This is a genomic window from Serratia nematodiphila DZ0503SBS1 (assembly GCF_000738675.1).
Classification (GTDB): Bacteria; Pseudomonadota; Gammaproteobacteria; order Enterobacterales; family Enterobacteriaceae; genus Serratia; species Serratia nematodiphila.
Window position 1 is genome coordinate 929358 of record NZ_JPUX01000001.1, and the last position, 16577, is coordinate 945934.

Here is a 16577-nt window from a genome sequence, read left to right on the forward strand (position 1 = left end):
TCATGCGCTTTATCTCTTTTTGATAAATCTTATTGCGCTTGCCAATAATACACCCGCGCCACATCGCAACAGGAGCTCATTGTGGATAGCGCACAGAAAAAAGAAGAAATAGCATTAAAAATCCTACGTGAATTATTGCAATATCGACGTCGCCTCATTGCCGACGATGCTTCTCTGGCTGAAGAAGAGCGGCAGGTCACTCAGGTGCAATTGCCGCGCATTCGGGCATTCATTGAAAACGACCAGCGCATCGAATTCGTGCTGCCGGCTTTTCCGACCAAGTCACCCAACGCCAATAAGGTGATAGGCGCGGCGCCGGACATGGCGGAGCGGCTGTCGCTGATCTTCCTCAACTCGCTGTGCCAGCGCATTCAACTCTATTACCCGCCGGGCGCGCATATCGTTATCTGTTCCGACGGCCACGTGTTCGGCGATCTGATCCGCGTCAGCGACGAAGCGATCAACCATTATCAACGTGAGATTGAAAGCCTGCTGCATGAAGTAGGCGCAACCCACCTGAGCGTGTTCAACCTCGGCGATGTCAAAGGCCTGGCGGAGCATACCGATGACTACGATCTGCTGCGCCGGCTGTTGGTGGACGGCTATGCCGAATCGGAAGAGGCGATCAAGCGCCAGCTGATGCAGGACGAGCAGGGATTAATGCTGTATCGCGCCATCACGCGCTTCTTGTATGAAGACAGCCAGCTGCCGGGCTACAGCGGTTCCAACGCCGCGCTGCAAAAAGACGCCAAACGGCGCGCCTGCGGCGTTATCCAGCGCAGCTGGGCCTGGGGCAACCTGCTGGCCCAGCATTTCCCGGCGGCGATCCGCCTGTCGATTCACCCGCAGCCGGCCGACAGCCTGAAGATAGGCATCCACATGATGCCGACCAAAGACGACTGGCTGACGCCGTGGCATGGCGTGGCAGCCAACGTGAACGGCCAGTTCGTGCTGATGAAGCGTAAAGATGCGCAGAGCCTGAACGGCGAATTGGTGGAGATCCGCGGCACGCCGAGCCATTACCTGATCGAACAACCGCAGATGGCCTGAGGCCGCTGCAGGCTTTTGCGCCCGAAATCCTGGCGGACGCGTTTTTGACGGCACGTTGCCGTGTGAGCAGCACATTCGATGCAAGGAGAATCACCGATGAATAACCAACCGCTTAATTGCCATATTCAACCGAATACCCCGTTTGGCGCGATCCTGACGCCGCAGCATCCGGGGCAAAAGATCGGCGAACTGCCGGTGGCAGCGCTGCGGGCGCTGGCGCAGGAGCATCACTTGCTGGTGCTGCGCGGATTCGACTCCGGTTTCAGTGATGGGGAGGTTCTGACGCGCTACGCCGAGCAGTGGGGCGAGATCATGATGTGGCCGTTTGGCGCGGTGCTGGACGTGAAGGAACATCCGGACGCCAAGGATCATATTTTCGACAGCAGCTACGTCCCGCTGCATTGGGATGGCATGTATAAGCCGACTATTCCCGAGTTCCAGCTGTTCCACTGCGTGGCGGCTCCGTCGCCGGACGAAGGCGGGTGCACGACCTTCGTCGACACCACGCGCTTGCTGGCCAATACGGACGAAGCGTTGCTGGATCAGTGGCTGTCGGTCTCGATCACCTACCGCATCAAGCAGGTGGTGCATTACGGCGGTGAAGTCTGTTCGCCGCTGGTGGTGCAGCACCCGAACGGCAGGGGCTTGATCATGCGCTACAATGAACCGCCGACGGAGGGGAAAAAATTCCTCAATCAACATGCGCTGGAATATCACGGCGTGCCGGAACAACAGCAGGAACAGTTCCACCACACTCTGCAGCAGCATCTGTACGATCCGCGTCACTATTATGCCCACCAATGGCAACAGGGCGACGTGGTGGTGGCGGACAACTTCTCGCTGTTGCACGGCCGCGAGGGCTTTACCGCCCGTTCCGCGCGTCATTTGCAGCGCGTGCATATTCAGAGCAACCCGGTGTGCGCCAATCTGGCGCTGAAGCCGGCTAACGCAGAAGCGTAAAGGAGCATTATGGCAAGGATATTGATGGCGGCAGTCGCCACTCCGGGGCACGTTTACCCGATGTTGGCCATCGCTCGCCACCTGATTGCCCAAGGGCATCAGGTGCGGGTGATGACCGGCGCGCTGTTCCGCGAACGCGCCGAGGCGGTGGGCGCGAGCTTCGTGCCGTTCGACGCGCAGGTGGATTTCGATTACCGCCACCTGGAGCAGCACTTCCCCGAGCGCGCCGCCCTGCCGCCGGGCAATGCACAGATGGCGCTGGCGCTGAAAGATTTCTTCGCCGCGCCGATCCCGCTGCTGGATCGGCAACTGCGTGCGACTATCGCTGCCGAAGACACCGATCTGCTGATGGTGGAGAACTGCTTCTACGGCGTGCTGCCGCTGCTGCAGTCCGCCGAACGGCCGCCGGTCTTCGGTATCGGGGTCACGCCGCTGTCGTATTCCTCGCGCGACGCCATTTTCTATGGCCCGCGCATCCCGCCGGCGCTGCTGCCGCAGGCGCTGACCCGTGAGCAGCTGGTGGATGAAGAAACGCGCGTGCTGCTCGATGAGGTGCAGCAGAGCTTCGATGTGGCGCTGGTGCAGGCGGGGGGACGGGCGCTGGATCGCCCGTTCACCGATGCGTTGATCGGCGGCTGCGAGCGTTTCCTGCAGTTGGCCACCACGGCGCTGGAATATGAGCGCGACGACCTGCCGAGCGGCGTGCGCTTCGTCGGGCCGCTGCGCAGCGGTGGTCAACCGGCCGCGGAAGAGGCGCTGTGGGAGGAGGACGATCGTCGGCCGTTGGTGATCGTGTCTCAGGGCACGCTGGCCAATGTCGATCTGCATCAGCTGATCGTGCCGACGCTGCAGGCGCTGGCGCATCTGCCGGTGCGGGTGTTGGCCACCACCGGCGGGCGGGCGACCGAAGGGCTGATGGACGCGCTGCCGGCCAATGCCAGAGTGCGGGAGTTTATCTCCTTCGAACGCTGGTTGCCGGAGACGGCGCTGCTGATCACTAACGGCGGTTACGGCTCGATCAACTATGCGCTGAACAGCGGCGTGCCGCTGATCGTCGCCGGCACCGGCGAAGACAAACTGGAGGCGGCCGCGCGCGTGGTCGCCGCCGGCTGCGGCATCAGCCTGCACACCAGCACGCCAAGCCCTGAACAGATCCTGGCGGCGGCGACGCGCATTCTGCAGCAGCCGATCTATCGCCAGCGCGCGGCACTGGTGCGTGAGGACTATGCCCGCCACGATGCGCTGACGGCGATCGCCAACGAAGTGGCCGCCATTACCGCCTGACCTCGCTGTGATCCTTTCTCCAGGCGCCGTTTTCGGCGCCTTTTTTCTGCATTTTTTTGCCATGGAAACTGCATGATTATGTACAATCGTCGCAGGCCGCCAAATCGGTTGAATGTTAATCTCACGACAGCGCCGCTGATGAAAACGGGGGAATATCATAATTTTCTAATTATGAAATGAATCCTCTGGCGGCGCTGCAGCGGGGCAGTTACCCTGAATCGATAGCCTAATGGGATAGGCGTCAAATCAAGAAGAGAGCAAGCATGAGTGATTCACAAATCCGCATTGCGATTGCGGGCGCCGGCGGCCGGATGGGCCGCCAGTTGATCCAGGCGGTGCAGCAGGCGGAAGGCGTGGTGTTGGGCGCGGCGCTGTCGCGCCCGGGTTCAAGCCTGATCGGCGTCGACGCCGGCGAGCTGGCGGGCATTGGCGCGCTGGGCGTTAAGGTAAGCGACAGCCTGGAGAAAGTGGCGAGCGAGTTCGACATTTTGATCGACTTCACCCGCCCGGAAAGCACCCGGAACTACCTGGATTTTTGCGTGGCGCACCACAAGGCGATGGTGATTGGCACCACCGGCTTCGATGACGCCGGCAAGCAGGCGATCCGCGCTGCGGCGCAGCATATCGGCATCGTGTTCGCCGCCAACTTCAGCGTCGGCGTCAACCTGGTGCTGAAACTGCTGGAGAAGGCCGCGCAGGTGATGGGCGACTATACCGATATCGAAATCGTCGAGGCGCACCACCGCCACAAAGTGGATGCGCCGTCGGGCACGGCGTTGGCGATGGGCGAAGCGATCGCCGGCGCGCTGGGGCGCGATCTGAAAAGCTGTGCGGTCTATGCGCGCGAAGGCCATACCGGCGAACGCGATCCCCAAAGCATCGGCTTTGCCACCATTCGCGCCGGCGACATCGTCGGCGAGCACACCGCAATGTTCGCCGACATCGGTGAACGGGTGGAAATTACCCATAAGGCTTCCAGCCGTATGACTTTTGCCAGCGGTGCGGTGCGCGCGGCTTCCTGGCTGCATAACCGGGATAAAGGTTTATTTGATATGCGCGACGTGTTGAATTTGGACCAGTTATAATTGATTTGCATACCATCGTGATGTGGTTGTATTGATCATAATGCTATGATAATCGGGCAATAATTTTATTGTCCTTTTTTTTAACATGATAAATATCGTGTTGATTTTATTTCATTACCAAAGCTGTCATTTATCTGTGTTTACTTTGCTAATCATCTCCTTTTTTTCCACCCTCGGCTTTTTTAGCGTCTTTTTTGTCCCATTCCGGCGCTATTTTCCGTCATTCTTCCCCGCAACCGTTTTCCAGCCCCGGTTTTCTGTGTTTTTATCGGCGCTCAAGCCGCATGAGCGCCGAGAACTGCAAAAATAAAACAAAAAACGGCAGTTTGGGTAGACAAGCCAGGCACTCATCATTAAAATGCGCCCAATTTGCCAAAAATTGGCCTCGCGGACGGTTTTTGCATTGATTTAGATCGCGATATCTGAATTAATATGCAAATATTGTGATTGATTATTCCTTGGAGGGTGTTTTGATAAAGTCAGCGCTATTGGTTCTGGAAGACGGAACCCAATTCCACGGTCGGGCCATCGGGGCAGAGGGAACGGCAGTGGGGGAAGTGGTCTTCAATACGTCGATGACCGGTTATCAAGAAATCCTCACTGATCCTTCCTATTCCCGCCAGATCGTTACTCTTACTTATCCTCATATCGGCAATGTCGGCACCAATGCTTCCGACGAAGAATCCTCCGCAGTACACGCCCAAGGCCTCGTCATTCGCGACCTCCCGCTGATCGCCAGCAACTACCGCAACGAAGAAAGCCTGTCCGACTACCTCAAGCGTCACAACATCGTGGCGATCGCCGATATCGATACCCGCAAATTGACCCGCCTGCTGCGCGAGAAGGGCGCCCAGAACGGCTGCATCATCGCCGCCGATTCGCCGGACGCCGCGCTGGCCCTGGCCAAGGCGCAAGGTTTCCCGGGGTTGAAGGGCATGGATCTGGCGAAAGAGGTCACCACCCAAGAGGCCTACAGCTGGCAGCAAGGCAGCTGGACGCTTGAAGGCGACCTGCCCGAAGCCAAAACCGCCGCGGAACTGCCGTTCCACGTGGTGGCTTACGACTACGGCGCCAAGCGCAACATCCTGCGCATGCTGGTGGATCGCGGCTGCCGCCTGACCGTGGTGCCGGCGCAGACCCCGGCCGACGAGGTGCTGAAAATGAATCCGGACGGCATCTTCCTGTCCAACGGCCCGGGCGATCCGGAGCCGTGCGACTACGCCATCACCGCCATCAAACAGTTCCTGGAAACCGACATTCCGGTGTTCGGCATCTGCCTGGGCCACCAGCTGCTGGCGCTGGCCAGCGGGGCGAAAACCATGAAGATGAAGCTCGGCCACCACGGCGGCAACCACCCGGTGAAGGATCTGGACAACAACACCGTGATGATCACCGCGCAGAACCACGGCTTTGCGGTAGATGAGAACAATCTGCCGGCGAACCTGCGCGTGACGCACAAATCGCTGTTCGACCACACGGTGCAGGGCATTCACCGCACCGACAAAGCGGCGTTCAGCTTCCAGGGGCACCCGGAAGCCAGCCCAGGCCCGCACGATGCCGCGCCGCTGTTCGATCACTTTATCGAACTGATTGAGACTTACCGTTCTAACGCCAAATAATCAGGAGCAGTAAAAAATGCCAAAACGTACAGACATAAAAAGCATCCTGATCCTCGGCGCTGGCCCGATCGTTATCGGCCAGGCGTGTGAGTTCGACTACTCGGGTGCCCAGGCGTGTAAAGCGCTGCGCGAAGAGGGTTACCGCGTCATTCTGGTCAACTCCAACCCGGCGACCATCATGACCGACCCAGAAATGGCCGACGCCACCTACATCGAGCCGATCCACTGGGAAGTGGTGCGCAAGATCATCGAAAAAGAGCGCCCGGATGCGGTGCTGCCGACCATGGGCGGCCAGACGGCGCTGAACTGCGCGCTGGAACTGGAGCGTCAGGGCGTGCTGGCCGAGTTCGGCGTTACTATGATCGGCGCCACCGCCGATGCGATTGACAAGGCCGAAGACCGTCGCCGTTTCGACGTGGCGATGAAGAAAATCGGTTTGGATACCGCGCGTTCCGGCATCGCGCACACCATGGAAGAAGCGCTGGCGGTGGCCGCTGACGTCGGTTTCCCGTGCATCATCCGTCCTTCCTTTACCATGGGCGGCACCGGCGGCGGCATCGCCTACAACCGCGAAGAGTTCGAAGAGATCTGCGAACGCGGCCTGGATCTGTCGCCGACCAACGAGCTGCTGATCGATGAATCGCTGATCGGTTGGAAAGAGTACGAGATGGAAGTGGTGCGTGATAAGAACGACAACTGCATCATCGTCTGCTCCATCGAAAACTTCGACGCCATGGGCATCCACACCGGCGACTCGATCACCGTCGCGCCGGCCCAGACCCTGACCGACAAGGAATACCAAATCATGCGCAACGCCTCGATGGCGGTGCTGCGTGAGATCGGCGTCGAAACCGGCGGCTCCAACGTGCAGTTCTCGGTCAACCCGAAAACCGGCCGCCTGATCGTTATCGAAATGAACCCGCGCGTGTCGCGCTCTTCGGCGCTGGCGTCGAAAGCCACCGGCTTCCCGATCGCCAAGATCGCCGCCAAGCTGGCGGTGGGCTACACCCTCGATGAGCTGATGAACGACATCACCGGCGGCCGCACCCCGGCGTCGTTCGAACCGTCCATCGACTACGTCGTGACCAAGATCCCGCGCTTCAACTTCGAGAAGTTCGCCGGCGCCAACGATCGCCTGACCACCCAGATGAAGTCGGTCGGCGAAGTGATGGCCATCGGCCGCACCCAGCAGGAATCGCTGCAAAAAGCGCTGCGCGGTCTGGAAGTGGGCGCCACCGGCTTCGATCCGAAAGTGAGCCTGGACGATCCGGAAGCGCTGACCAAAATCCGCCGCGAGCTGAAAGACGCCGGTTCCGACCGCATCTGGTACATCGCCGACGCCTTCCGCGCCGGTTTGTCGGTAGACGGCGTGTTCAACCTGACCAACGTCGACCGTTGGTTCCTGGTGCAGATTGAAGAGCTGGTGCGCCTGGAAGAGCAGGTGGCCGAGGCGGGCATCAACGGCCTGAACAAAGAGTTCCTGCGCACTCTGAAGCGCAAAGGCTTCGCCGATGCGCGTCTGGCCAAGCTGGCCGGCGTCGCCGAGAGCGAAATTCGCAAGCTGCGCCACAGCTACGGTTTGCATCCGGTGTATAAGCGCGTGGATACCTGCGCGGCGGAATTCGCCACCGACACCGCCTATATGTACTCCACCTATGAAGAAGAGTGCGAGTCCAACCCGACCAACGACCGGCCGAAAGTGATGGTGCTGGGCGGCGGGCCGAACCGTATCGGCCAGGGCATCGAGTTTGACTACTGCTGCGTGCACGCTTCGCTGGCGCTGCGTGAAGACGGCTACGAGACCATCATGGTCAACTGTAACCCGGAAACCGTCTCCACCGACTACGACACCTCAGACCGCCTGTACTTTGAGCCGGTAACGCTGGAAGACGTGCTGGAAATCGTGCGCATCGAGAAGCCGAAGGGCGTGATCGTGCAGTATGGCGGCCAGACTCCGCTGAAGCTGGCGCGCGAGCTGGAAGCCGCAGGCGTGCCGGTTATCGGCACCAGTCCGGACGCCATCGACCGCGCCGAAGACCGCGAGCGCTTCCAGCAGGCGGTCAACCGTCTGGGCCTGAAGCAACCGGCCAACGCCACCGTGACCGCCATCGAACAGGCGGTGGAGAAGGCGGCGGCCATCGGCTATCCGCTGGTGGTGCGTCCTTCCTACGTGCTGGGCGGCCGGGCGATGGAAATCGTTTACGACGAAACCGACCTGCGCCGCTACTTCCAGACTGCGGTCAGCGTATCCAACGATGCGCCGGTGCTGCTGGATCGCTTCCTGGACGACGCGGTGGAAGTGGACGTCGATGCTATCTGCGACGGCGAGCGCGTGCTGATTGGCGGCATCATGGAGCACATCGAGCAGGCGGGCGTGCACTCCGGCGACTCCGCGTGTTCGCTGCCGGCGTACACCCTGAGCCAGGAAATTCAGGACGTGATGCGTCGCCAGGTGGAGAAACTGGCGTTCGAGCTGCAGGTGCGCGGCCTGATGAACGTGCAGTTCGCGGTGAAAGACAACGAAGTCTACCTGATTGAAGTCAACCCGCGTGCCGCGCGCACCGTGCCGTTCGTGTCCAAAGCGACCGGCGTGCCGCTGGCCAAAGTGGCCGCGCGCGTGATGGCGGGCAAAACGCTGGTCGAGCAGGGCGTGACCGAAGAGATCATCCCGCCGTACTATTCGGTGAAAGAAGTGGTGCTGCCGTTTAACAAATTCCCGGGCGTCGACCCGATTCTGGGGCCGGAAATGCGCTCTACCGGGGAAGTGATGGGCGTGGGCCGCACCTTCGCGGAAGCCTTCTCCAAAGCGATGCTGGGCAGCAACTCGGGCATGAAGAAGCAGGGCCGCGCGCTGCTGTCGGTGCGCGAAGGCGATAAAGCCCGCGTGGTCGATTTGGCCGCCAGCCTGCTGAAGCAGGGCTTCGAGCTGGACGCCACCCACGGCACCGCGGTGGTGCTGGGCGAAGCGGGCATCAACCCGCGCCTGGTCAACAAGGTGCACGAAGGGCGTCCGCACATTCAGGACCGTATCAAGAACGGCGAGTACACCTACATCGTCAACACCACGGCAGGCCGTCAGGCGATTGAGGACTCCAAGCTGATTCGCCGCAGCGCACTGCAGTACAAGGTGCACTACGACACCACGCTGAACGGCGGCTTCGCCACCGCGATGGCGCTGAAAGCGGATCCGACCGAGCAGGTGACGTCGGTACAGGAAATGCACGCGCGCATCGGCAAGTAACCGCGCGATAACGCAACGTAAGGGGCGCTGCAGATGCAGCGCCCTTTTTTATTCAGCGAATTTGTCGGCTGGCGTTAAAAATTTCCGCTATCAATCAGTGGGCAAACTGTCACTCTGTGTGATTGGTATATGCTTGGTGTATTGGCAAGGAACGAAGGAACGACGATAACAATGATTCTGATAATTTATGCTCACCCGTATCCCCGGCATTCGCATGCCAATCACCGCCTGCTGCAGGCGGTGAAGGATCTCCCCGAGGTGGAGGTGCGCTCGCTGTATGAGCTGTACCCCGATTTCAATATCGACATCAACGCCGAGCAGCGGGCGGTGGAGCGCGCCGACCTGGTGGTGCTGCAACATCCGATGCAGTGGTACAGCTTCCCGCCGTTGTTGAAGCTGTGGATCGACAAAGTGCTGGAGCACGGCTGGGCCTACGGCCACGACGGCAATGCGCTGGTGGGTAAAGACTGCCTGTGGGCAGTGACCAGCGGCGGCGACGAGCACCACTTCGAGCTGGGCGACTTCCCCAACTTCGCCGCGCTGGCGCAGCCGCTACAGGCCACGGCGATCTATTGCGGCATGACCTGGCTGCCTTATTTCGCCGTGCACAATACCTTTACCTGCAACGAGCCGGCGCTGCTCGCCGCCGGCGAAGCCTACCGCCAGCGGCTGGTCGACTACCTGATGGAACATGCCGAAGCGGAAACCCGGGAGGCCAGCCATGGATAATCACCACATGATGATCGAAGGGCTGATCTACCTCGGCTCCGCGGCGCTGTTTGTGCCGATCGCGGTGCGCCTGGGACTGGGCTCGGTGCTCGGTTACCTGATCGCCGGCTGCATCATTGGCCCCTGGGGGCTGAAGCTGGTGTCGGACGCCGAATCGATCCTGACCTTCGCCGAGATCGGCGTGGTGCTGATGCTGTTTATCATCGGCCTGGAGCTGGATCCTAAACGGCTGTGGACGCTGCGTGCCTCGGTGTTCGGCGGCGGCAGCATTCAGATGGTGGGCTGCGGCCTGGCGCTGAGCGCCTTCTGTTACTTCCTTGGCCTTAACTGGAAGGTGGCGTTGCTGATTGGCCTGACGCTGGCGCTCTCATCCACCGCCATTGCCATGCAGGCGATGAGCGAACGCAATCTGACGCCGTCGCCGATCGGCCGCAGCGCGTTTGCGGTGCTGCTGTTCCAGGATATCGCGGCGATCCCGCTGGTGGCGATGATCCCGCTGCTGGCCAGCAGCGGCGCCACCACCACGCTGGGCGCTTTCATGCTGTCGGCGGCCAAGGTGGTGGGCGCGTTGACGATGGTGGTGTTGCTCGGCCGCTACGTCACCCGTCCGCTGCTGCACTTCGTCGCCCGTTCGGGCATGCGCGAAGTGTTCAGCGCCGTGGCGTTGTTCCTGGTGTTCGGCTTCGGCATCCTGCTGGAGATGGCCGGGCTGTCGATGGCGATGGGGGCGTTCCTCGCCGGGGTGCTGTTGGCGAGCTCGGAATACCGCCACGCGCTGGAGAGCGATATTCAGCCGTTCAAGGGGTTGCTGCTGGGGCTGTTCTTCATCGGCGTCGGCATGTCGATCGACTTCGGCACGCTGTTCCATCATCCGTTGCTGATCGCCTCGCTGCTGCTGGGCTTTATGTTGATCAAGGCGGCGTTGCTGTGGCTGATTGGGCCGCTGCTCGGCGTGCCGAAGCGCCAGCGCGGCCTGTTCGCCATTCTGCTGGGGCAGGGCAGTGAGTTCGCCTTCGTGATTTTCAGCGCCGCACAGCTGGCCGGCGTCTTGCCGGTTGAATGGGCCAAGTCGCTGACGCTGGCGGTGGCGCTGTCGATGGCGGCCACTCCGCTGCTGTTGGTGATCGCCGCGCAGCTGGAGAAAAATGCGCCGAAAGAGGATCGCCCGGCTGACGTCATTGATGACGAGAATGCCAGCGTGATCATCGCCGGCTTCGGCCGTTTCGGCCAGATCGCCGGTCGTTTGTTATTGGCCAACGGCGTGCACACCGTGGTACTGGATCACGATCCGGACCATATCGAAACGCTGCGTAAATTCGATACCAAGGTGTTCTACGGCGACGCCACGCGCGCCGATCTGCTGGAGGCCGCCGGCGCCGCTCACGCCAAGGTGCTGATCAACGCCATCGACGACGTGGAGGACAGCCTGGCGTTAACCGAGCTGGCCAGGCAGCACTTCCCGCATCTTAAGGTGGTGGCGCGGGCGCGCGACGTCGATCACTGGTATCAGTTGCGGCAGCTGGGGGTGGAAAAACCGGAGCGCGAAACCTTCGAAAGCTCGCTGCGCGTCGGCCGTGAAACGCTGGAGCTGCTGGGGCTGGACGCCTATGAGGCGCGCGAGAAAGCGGACACGTTCCGTCGCTATAACCTGAAGATGCTGGAAGATACGCTGGATAATTACCAGGATACTGAATTCCGTATCGCCAGCCTGCAGCGGGCCAAGGAGATGCTCAGCGCGGCCATCGAGCAGGATCAGAATCGGCTGGCGCGGGTGCAGCAGACCGGCTGGCGCGGCAGTATCGACGGCAAGGCGCCGGAAGACGAAGTGGTGGAAGCCAAAGGATAAGGGGAGGGGCGCCGTGATGGCGCCCCTTTTTTTGCTTAGCTCAGCGCCACCTTGATGCCTAAGGCGATCAACATGCCGCCCAGCAATTTGTCGACGATCTTCTGCGTCTTTTCCAGCCCGCGGCGCACCGGCCCGCTCTGGATCAAAAATACCAGCAGCGGCCACCAGATGACCGACAGGCCGAGAATAATCCCCGCGTACCACAGTTTGTCACCCAGACCGGAATCGATCTGCAGCACCTGGGTGAAGACCGCCAGGAAGAACAGGGTGGCTTTCGGATTCAGCAGGTTGCACAGGTAGCCTTGCGCAAAGGCGCTCTTCAGGCTGACCTGCTGCTGCGGCAGATTGCTGACGTTCATTTTGCCGCCGCCGCGCGACAGCAGCGCCTGGATGCCGATCCACACCAGATAGACCGCCCCGGCGTATTTCAGCAGGTTGAACAGCCACGGCGTGGTGGTGATCACCACCGCCAGCCCGGCGACGCAGTAGGACATGTGGGTGGCGACGCCGCAGATCACGCCGAAGGCGGTCATCATGGCGGCCAGCCGCGGGTAGCGGGCGGCGTTTTTGATCACCAGGAAAAAATCCGGGCCGGGGGAGAGCATGCCGAGGGCGGCAATGCCGGCGACGAACAACGAAGTTTCAAGCATGGGAGACGTCTCGCGCAAAAGGCAGCAATCTGGCGATAATAACGCCGCTTCCTCTGATGCGCATCAACCCAATGAGGTATTGTTAGGCTCTATGATAATAATTCATCTACCGCCCGCGACGGAGCACCATGCAGCAGACTACCGCCACAGACAGGCCGGAACCGCACCGGCAACAGCGTGAAATCACCCGACTGTGCATTCAATGCGCGTTGCTGCTGTTGCAGCACGGCGCCGAGAGCACGGTGGTGGAACAGTTATCAACTCGCCTGGGACTGGCGCTGGGCATGGACAGCGTGGAAAGCTCGATCTCCGCCAATGCGGTGGTATTGACCACCCTCAGCCACGGTGCCTGTCTGACCACCACCCGTAAGAACGTCGATCGCGGCATCAATATGCAGGTGGTGACCGAAGTGCAGCATATCGTGATCCTTGCCGAGCATCGCCTGGCGGATGCGCACGACGTGGCGCGCCGCTTTGAAAGGATCCGGCCGCTGCGCTACCCGCGCTGGCTGGTGGTATTGATGGTGGGGCTGTCCTGCGGGTGCTTCAGCATGCTCAACGGCGGTGGCGGCGACGCCTTCCTGGTGACCTTTATCGCCAGCGGCACGGCGATGTTGGTGCGCCAAATCCTCACCGCCCGCCAGATGAATCCGCTGATCAATTTCTGCCTGACGGCATTTGTCGCGACGTCGATCTCCGGACTGCTGCTGCGCTTGCCGGCGTTTAAAGACACCTCGAGCGTGGCGATGGCCGCCAGCGTGCTGCTGCTGGTGCCGGGCTTCCCGCTGATCAACGCGGTGGCCGACATGTTCAAGGGGCATGTGAATACCGGGCTGGCGCGCTGGGCGATGGCCAGCCTGCTGACGCTGGCGACCTGTATCGGGGTAGTGATGGCGATGTCGCTGTGGGATCTGCGGGGGTGGTCATGAATCTGTTGTGGGCCTTGTTGCAGGAGATGCTGTTGGCGGCGGTGCCGGCGCTGGGCTTCGCCATGGTGTTTAACGTGCCGCTGCGTGCGCTGCGCTATTGCGCATTGCTCGGGGCTATCGGGCGCGGTTCGCGCATGCTGATGATGCATGCCGGCATGAACATCGAGTGGGCCTCGCTGCTGGCGGCGATCCTGATTGGCATCATCGGCATCTACTGGTCGCGCTGGCTGCTGGCGCACCCGAAAGTGTTCACCGTGGCGGCGGTGATCCCGATGTTCCCCGGCATTTCCGCCTATACCGCGATGATAACTGTGGTGGAGATCTCGCATCTGGGCTACAGCGAGGCCTTGATGGAGACCATGATCACCAACTTCCTCAAGGCCAGTTTCATCGTCGGTGCCTTGTCGATCGGCCTGTCGTTACCGGGCCTGTGGCTGTACCGCAAACGCCCCGGCGTGTGAAATTTCCCGGCGGAAGAACGTTGGTTATTAGATATGCTGATAAGAGCTATCTTATATATTCATCTTGCTTGATTAGCCTATCGACGGCACTCAGGCCTTTACGTATAGTGTCACCAATTTTGCTGCCTACACAGGGTTAAACAATGATTATCAGCCTGATCGCTGCCTTGGCGGCGGATCGCGTTATTGGCATGGAAAACGCCATGCCGTGGCACCTGCCGGCGGACCTTGCGTGGTTTAAACGCAACACGTTGAATAAGCCGGTTATTATGGGCCGCAAGACCTTCGAGTCCATCGGCCGCCCGCTGCCGGGCCGCCACAATATCGTTTTGAGCAGCCGCCCGGGCAACGAAGCCGGGGTGACCTGGGTAACCTCGCTGGATGAGGCGCTGGCCGCCGCGGGCGAGGTGGAAGAAGTGATGGTGATCGGCGGTGGGCGCATCTATACCCAGTTGCTGCCGCGCGCCGACCGTCTGTACCTGACGCACATCGACGCCGAAGTCGGCGGCGATACCCACTTCCCGGATTACGAGCCGGACGAGTGGGAAACCACGTTCAGCGAATTCCACGATGCCGACAATCTGAACTCGCACAGCTACTGTTTCGAAATCCTGCAGCGCCGCTGATCTCAGCCCGTTAGCCAGTTATCCCCGGGGGCGCAAGCAATTGCGCCCCCGGCCTTTTTATGCCGGTCATTCGTAACCTTTCCGTCACATTACCTGATTAGTATGAAGCCCAACTCCGAGCGCCACGGCAACTCTGGTGAATCTTGACCGTGGCGCCATAACTAAAAAGGTAACCACGTTATGACCAAGCAAATTGAGCAATTAGACGCCGACCGCCTGATCGATCCCTCTCGCCGCAAGCTGTTGCTCGGCAGCGCCGGCGCCGTCGGCCTGGCCGGCTTTCTCGGCGGTGGCATCTGGTCGGTCTCCGCCGAGGCGTTGGCCGAGGATCTGCCACCGAACAGGCTGCTGGGCTTTCAGGGCATCGCCGCATCTACCGCCGACGAGGTGACCATCGCGCCGGGCTACCGCGCGGAGGTGCTGATCTCCTGGGGCGAGCCGCTGGTGGACGGCGCGCCGGCCTTCGATCCGCAGGGCAACAACAGCGCCGCCGATCAGGAAAAACAGTTTGGCGACAACAACGACGGCATGAGCTTCTTCCCTATCGATGACAATCACGGCGTGATGGCCATCAATAACGAATACGTCAACGAACAGTATCTGTTCGCCCACGGCGGCGCCAAAGCCACCAGCCTGGAAGAGGTGCGCAAGTCACAGGCGGCGCACGGCATCTCCATTGTGGCGGTCAAGCGTATCGGCGACGGCCAGCGCTGGGAGGTGGAACGCCCGTCGCGCTATAACCGCCGCATCACCGCCAACAGCGAGATGCAATTCAGCGGCCCGGCCGCCGGACATCCGCTGTTGCAGACCGCCGCCGATCCGAGCGGCCGCAAGGTGCTGGGCACCTTCGGCAACTGCGCCAACGGCAAGACGCCGTGGGGGACCTATCTGACCTGCGAGGAAAACTTCGATACCTATTTCGGTACCCGTCAGGCCGATTATCGCACCACGCCGGAACAGAAGCGCTACACGCTGAAGGCCAGCGAACCGGAGCGCAACTGGCCGGACTATGACGAGCGCTTTGATGTGGCGAAGAACCCTAACGAATTCAACCGCCACGGCTGGATCGTCGAGATCGATCCGTTGGATCCGGCCTCGACGCCCATCAAGCACACCGCGCTGGGCCGCTTCAAACATGAAAACGCGGCGGTGACCGTGGCCAAAGACGGCCGTCTGGTGGTGTATATGGGCGACGACGAGCGCGGCGAACATATCTATAAGTACGTCTCCAAAGGCGTGGTCGACGCCGCCAATCCGGCCAACAATCGCACGCTGCTGGACGAGGGGACGCTGTACGTGGCGCAGTTCGACGGCGATGAAGCCGGCACACCGCTGAAGGGAAAAGGGCGCTGGATTGCGCTTGAGTTCGGCAAGAACGGCCTGACGCCGGAGAACGGCTTCCGCGATGAGGCCGAAGTGCTGATCTTCGCCCGCAAGGCGGCACAGCAGGTCGGCGCCACCAAAATGGATCGCCCGGAGTGGATCGCGGTGAACCCGCATGACGGCCGCGCGTACTGTACGCTGACCAACAACAGCAAGCGCGGTGAGGAAGGGATGCCGCTGAACGCCGCCAACCCGCGGCCTAACAATATCTATGGCCAAATCATTCGCTGGGACGAGGGCGGCGACGCCACCGCCGACGTCTTCGCCTGGGACATCTATGCGCTGTGCGGCAACCCGATCGCCCACCCTGAAGGCGTCAACCGCGGCACGCCGAACATCACGGCGGAAAATACCTTCAACAGCCCGGACGGGCTGGGCTTCGATCGCGCCGGCCGCCTGTGGATCCTCACCGACGGCAAGTACAGCAACAAGGGCGATTATGTCGGGCAGGGCAACAACCAGATGCTGGTGGGCGATCCGGTCAGCGGCGAGATCCGCCGTTTCATGGTGGGGCCGAAGTCCTGCGAACTGACCGGCATCACCTTCACCCCGGACTACAAGACGATGTTCGTCAACGTACAGCATCCCGGAGAAGAGGGCGATTCGCACTTCCCGAACAACAGCCCGCGCCCGCGTTCATCGGTATTGATGATCACGCGTGAAGATGGCGGGGTGATTGGGGCGTAAGGCGATAAAGTGGAACAAAGGCGGCCA

At 61.0% G+C, this 16577-nt stretch carries 13 protein-coding genes; 12 read left to right on the forward strand and 1 reads right to left on the reverse strand.

The window, feature by feature from the left end; translation table 11 throughout:
* Positions 1–81 precede the first annotated feature (81 nt).
* The 8 genes from pvcA to kefC all read left to right on the forward strand — a co-directional run bounded on the left by pvcA (position 82) and on the right by kefC (position 11814).
* On the forward strand, positions 82–1050 hold the full coding sequence (gene pvcA, locus JL05_RS04255) for an L-tyrosine isonitrile synthase (protein WP_033631761.1): 969 nt from the start codon (positions 82–84) through the stop codon (positions 1048–1050).
* Positions 1051–1146: 96 nt separating this feature from the next.
* Positions 1147–2010 (forward strand): TauD/TfdA dioxygenase family protein, encoded by an 864-nt coding sequence (locus JL05_RS04260; RefSeq protein WP_033631762.1) that lies wholly within the window; start codon positions 1147–1149, stop codon positions 2008–2010.
* A 24-nt stretch (positions 2011–2034) separates the two neighbouring features.
* Positions 2035–3294, forward strand: a complete 1260-nt coding sequence (locus JL05_RS04265; RefSeq protein ID WP_033631763.1) for a glycosyltransferase — start codon at positions 2035–2037, stop codon at positions 3292–3294.
* A 263-nt stretch (positions 3295–3557) separates the two neighbouring features.
* Positions 3558–4379 carry a 4-hydroxy-tetrahydrodipicolinate reductase gene (dapB, locus tag JL05_RS04270; protein WP_033631764.1) on the forward strand — a complete coding sequence of 274 codons (822 nt, stop codon included), beginning with the start codon at positions 3558–3560 and terminating at the stop codon, positions 4377–4379.
* A 470-nt stretch (positions 4380–4849) separates the two neighbouring features.
* On the forward strand, positions 4850–5998 hold the full coding sequence (gene carA, locus JL05_RS04275) for a glutamine-hydrolyzing carbamoyl-phosphate synthase small subunit (protein WP_004932920.1): 1149 nt from the start codon (positions 4850–4852) through the stop codon (positions 5996–5998).
* 16 nt (positions 5999–6014) lie between these two features.
* Positions 6015–9239 (forward strand): carbamoyl-phosphate synthase large subunit, encoded by a 3225-nt coding sequence (gene carB, locus JL05_RS04280; protein ID WP_033631765.1) that lies wholly within the window; start codon positions 6015–6017, stop codon positions 9237–9239.
* Positions 9240–9410: 171 nt separating this feature from the next.
* A complete protein-coding gene (gene kefF / locus JL05_RS04285; protein ID WP_004932911.1) occupies positions 9411–9968 on the forward strand; it encodes a glutathione-regulated potassium-efflux system oxidoreductase KefF in 558 nt (185 codons plus the stop codon).
* Positions 9961–11814, forward strand: a complete 1854-nt coding sequence (gene kefC, locus JL05_RS04290) for a glutathione-regulated potassium-efflux system protein KefC (protein WP_021505358.1) — start codon at positions 9961–9963, stop codon at positions 11812–11814. The genes kefF and kefC overlap by 8 nt, the downstream gene beginning before the upstream one ends.
* Positions 11815–11849: 35 nt before the next feature.
* On the opposite strand, the gene JL05_RS04295 is transcribed toward kefC, so the two are convergent.
* Positions 11850–12464 (reverse strand): LysE family translocator, encoded by a 615-nt coding sequence (locus tag JL05_RS04295; protein ID WP_015376619.1) that lies wholly within the window; start codon positions 12462–12464, stop codon positions 11850–11852.
* A 128-nt stretch (positions 12465–12592) separates the two neighbouring features.
* Here JL05_RS04295 and JL05_RS04300 point away from each other — a divergent pair, with 128 nt between their 5' ends.
* The 4 genes from JL05_RS04300 to JL05_RS04315 all read left to right on the forward strand — a co-directional run bounded on the left by JL05_RS04300 (position 12593) and on the right by JL05_RS04315 (position 16550).
* Complete coding sequence (locus JL05_RS04300) at positions 12593–13393, forward strand: threonine/serine exporter family protein (RefSeq protein ID WP_015376620.1); 801 nt, start codon at positions 12593–12595, stop codon at positions 13391–13393.
* The gene (locus JL05_RS04305) at positions 13390–13854 is read left to right on the forward strand and encodes a threonine/serine exporter (RefSeq protein WP_015376621.1); all 465 of its coding nucleotides are present in this window, start codon (positions 13390–13392) and stop codon (positions 13852–13854) included. The genes JL05_RS04300 and JL05_RS04305 overlap by 4 nt, the downstream gene beginning before the upstream one ends.
* 143 nt (positions 13855–13997) lie before the next feature.
* The gene (gene folA / locus JL05_RS04310) at positions 13998–14480 is read left to right on the forward strand and encodes a type 3 dihydrofolate reductase (protein WP_033631766.1); all 483 of its coding nucleotides are present in this window, start codon (positions 13998–14000) and stop codon (positions 14478–14480) included.
* 180 nt (positions 14481–14660) lie between these two features.
* On the forward strand, positions 14661–16550 hold the full coding sequence (locus JL05_RS04315; RefSeq protein ID WP_033631767.1) for a PhoX family protein: 1890 nt from the start codon (positions 14661–14663) through the stop codon (positions 16548–16550).
* The last annotated feature ends 27 nt before the right edge of the window (positions 16551–16577 follow it).

Excerpts from the sequence above, each read along its gene's own strand:
- JL05_RS04315 (WP_033631767.1), top strand. The coding sequence starts at position 14,661 with ATGACCAAGCAAATTGAGCAATTAGACGCCGACCGCCTGATCGATCCC.
- JL05_RS04260 (WP_033631762.1), top strand. The coding sequence starts at position 1,147 with ATGAATAACCAACCGCTTAATTGCCATATTCAACCGAATACCCCGTTT.
- JL05_RS04305 (WP_015376621.1), top strand. The coding sequence starts at position 13,390 with ATGAATCTGTTGTGGGCCTTGTTGCAGGAGATGCTGTTGGCGGCGGTG.
- JL05_RS04295 (WP_015376619.1), bottom strand. The coding sequence starts at position 12,464 with ATGCTTGAAACTTCGTTGTTCGTCGCCGGCATTGCCGCCCTCGGCATG.
- JL05_RS04300 (WP_015376620.1), top strand. The coding sequence starts at position 12,593 with ATGCAGCAGACTACCGCCACAGACAGGCCGGAACCGCACCGGCAACAG.
- folA (WP_033631766.1), top strand. The coding sequence starts at position 13,998 with ATGATTATCAGCCTGATCGCTGCCTTGGCGGCGGATCGCGTTATTGGC.
- kefF (WP_004932911.1), top strand. The coding sequence starts at position 9,411 with ATGATTCTGATAATTTATGCTCACCCGTATCCCCGGCATTCGCATGCC.
- kefC (WP_021505358.1), top strand. The coding sequence starts at position 9,961 with ATGGATAATCACCACATGATGATCGAAGGGCTGATCTACCTCGGCTCC.
- dapB (WP_033631764.1), top strand. The coding sequence starts at position 3,558 with ATGAGTGATTCACAAATCCGCATTGCGATTGCGGGCGCCGGCGGCCGG.
- carB (WP_033631765.1), top strand. The coding sequence starts at position 6,015 with ATGCCAAAACGTACAGACATAAAAAGCATCCTGATCCTCGGCGCTGGC.
- JL05_RS04265 (WP_033631763.1), top strand. The coding sequence starts at position 2,035 with ATGGCGGCAGTCGCCACTCCGGGGCACGTTTACCCGATGTTGGCCATC.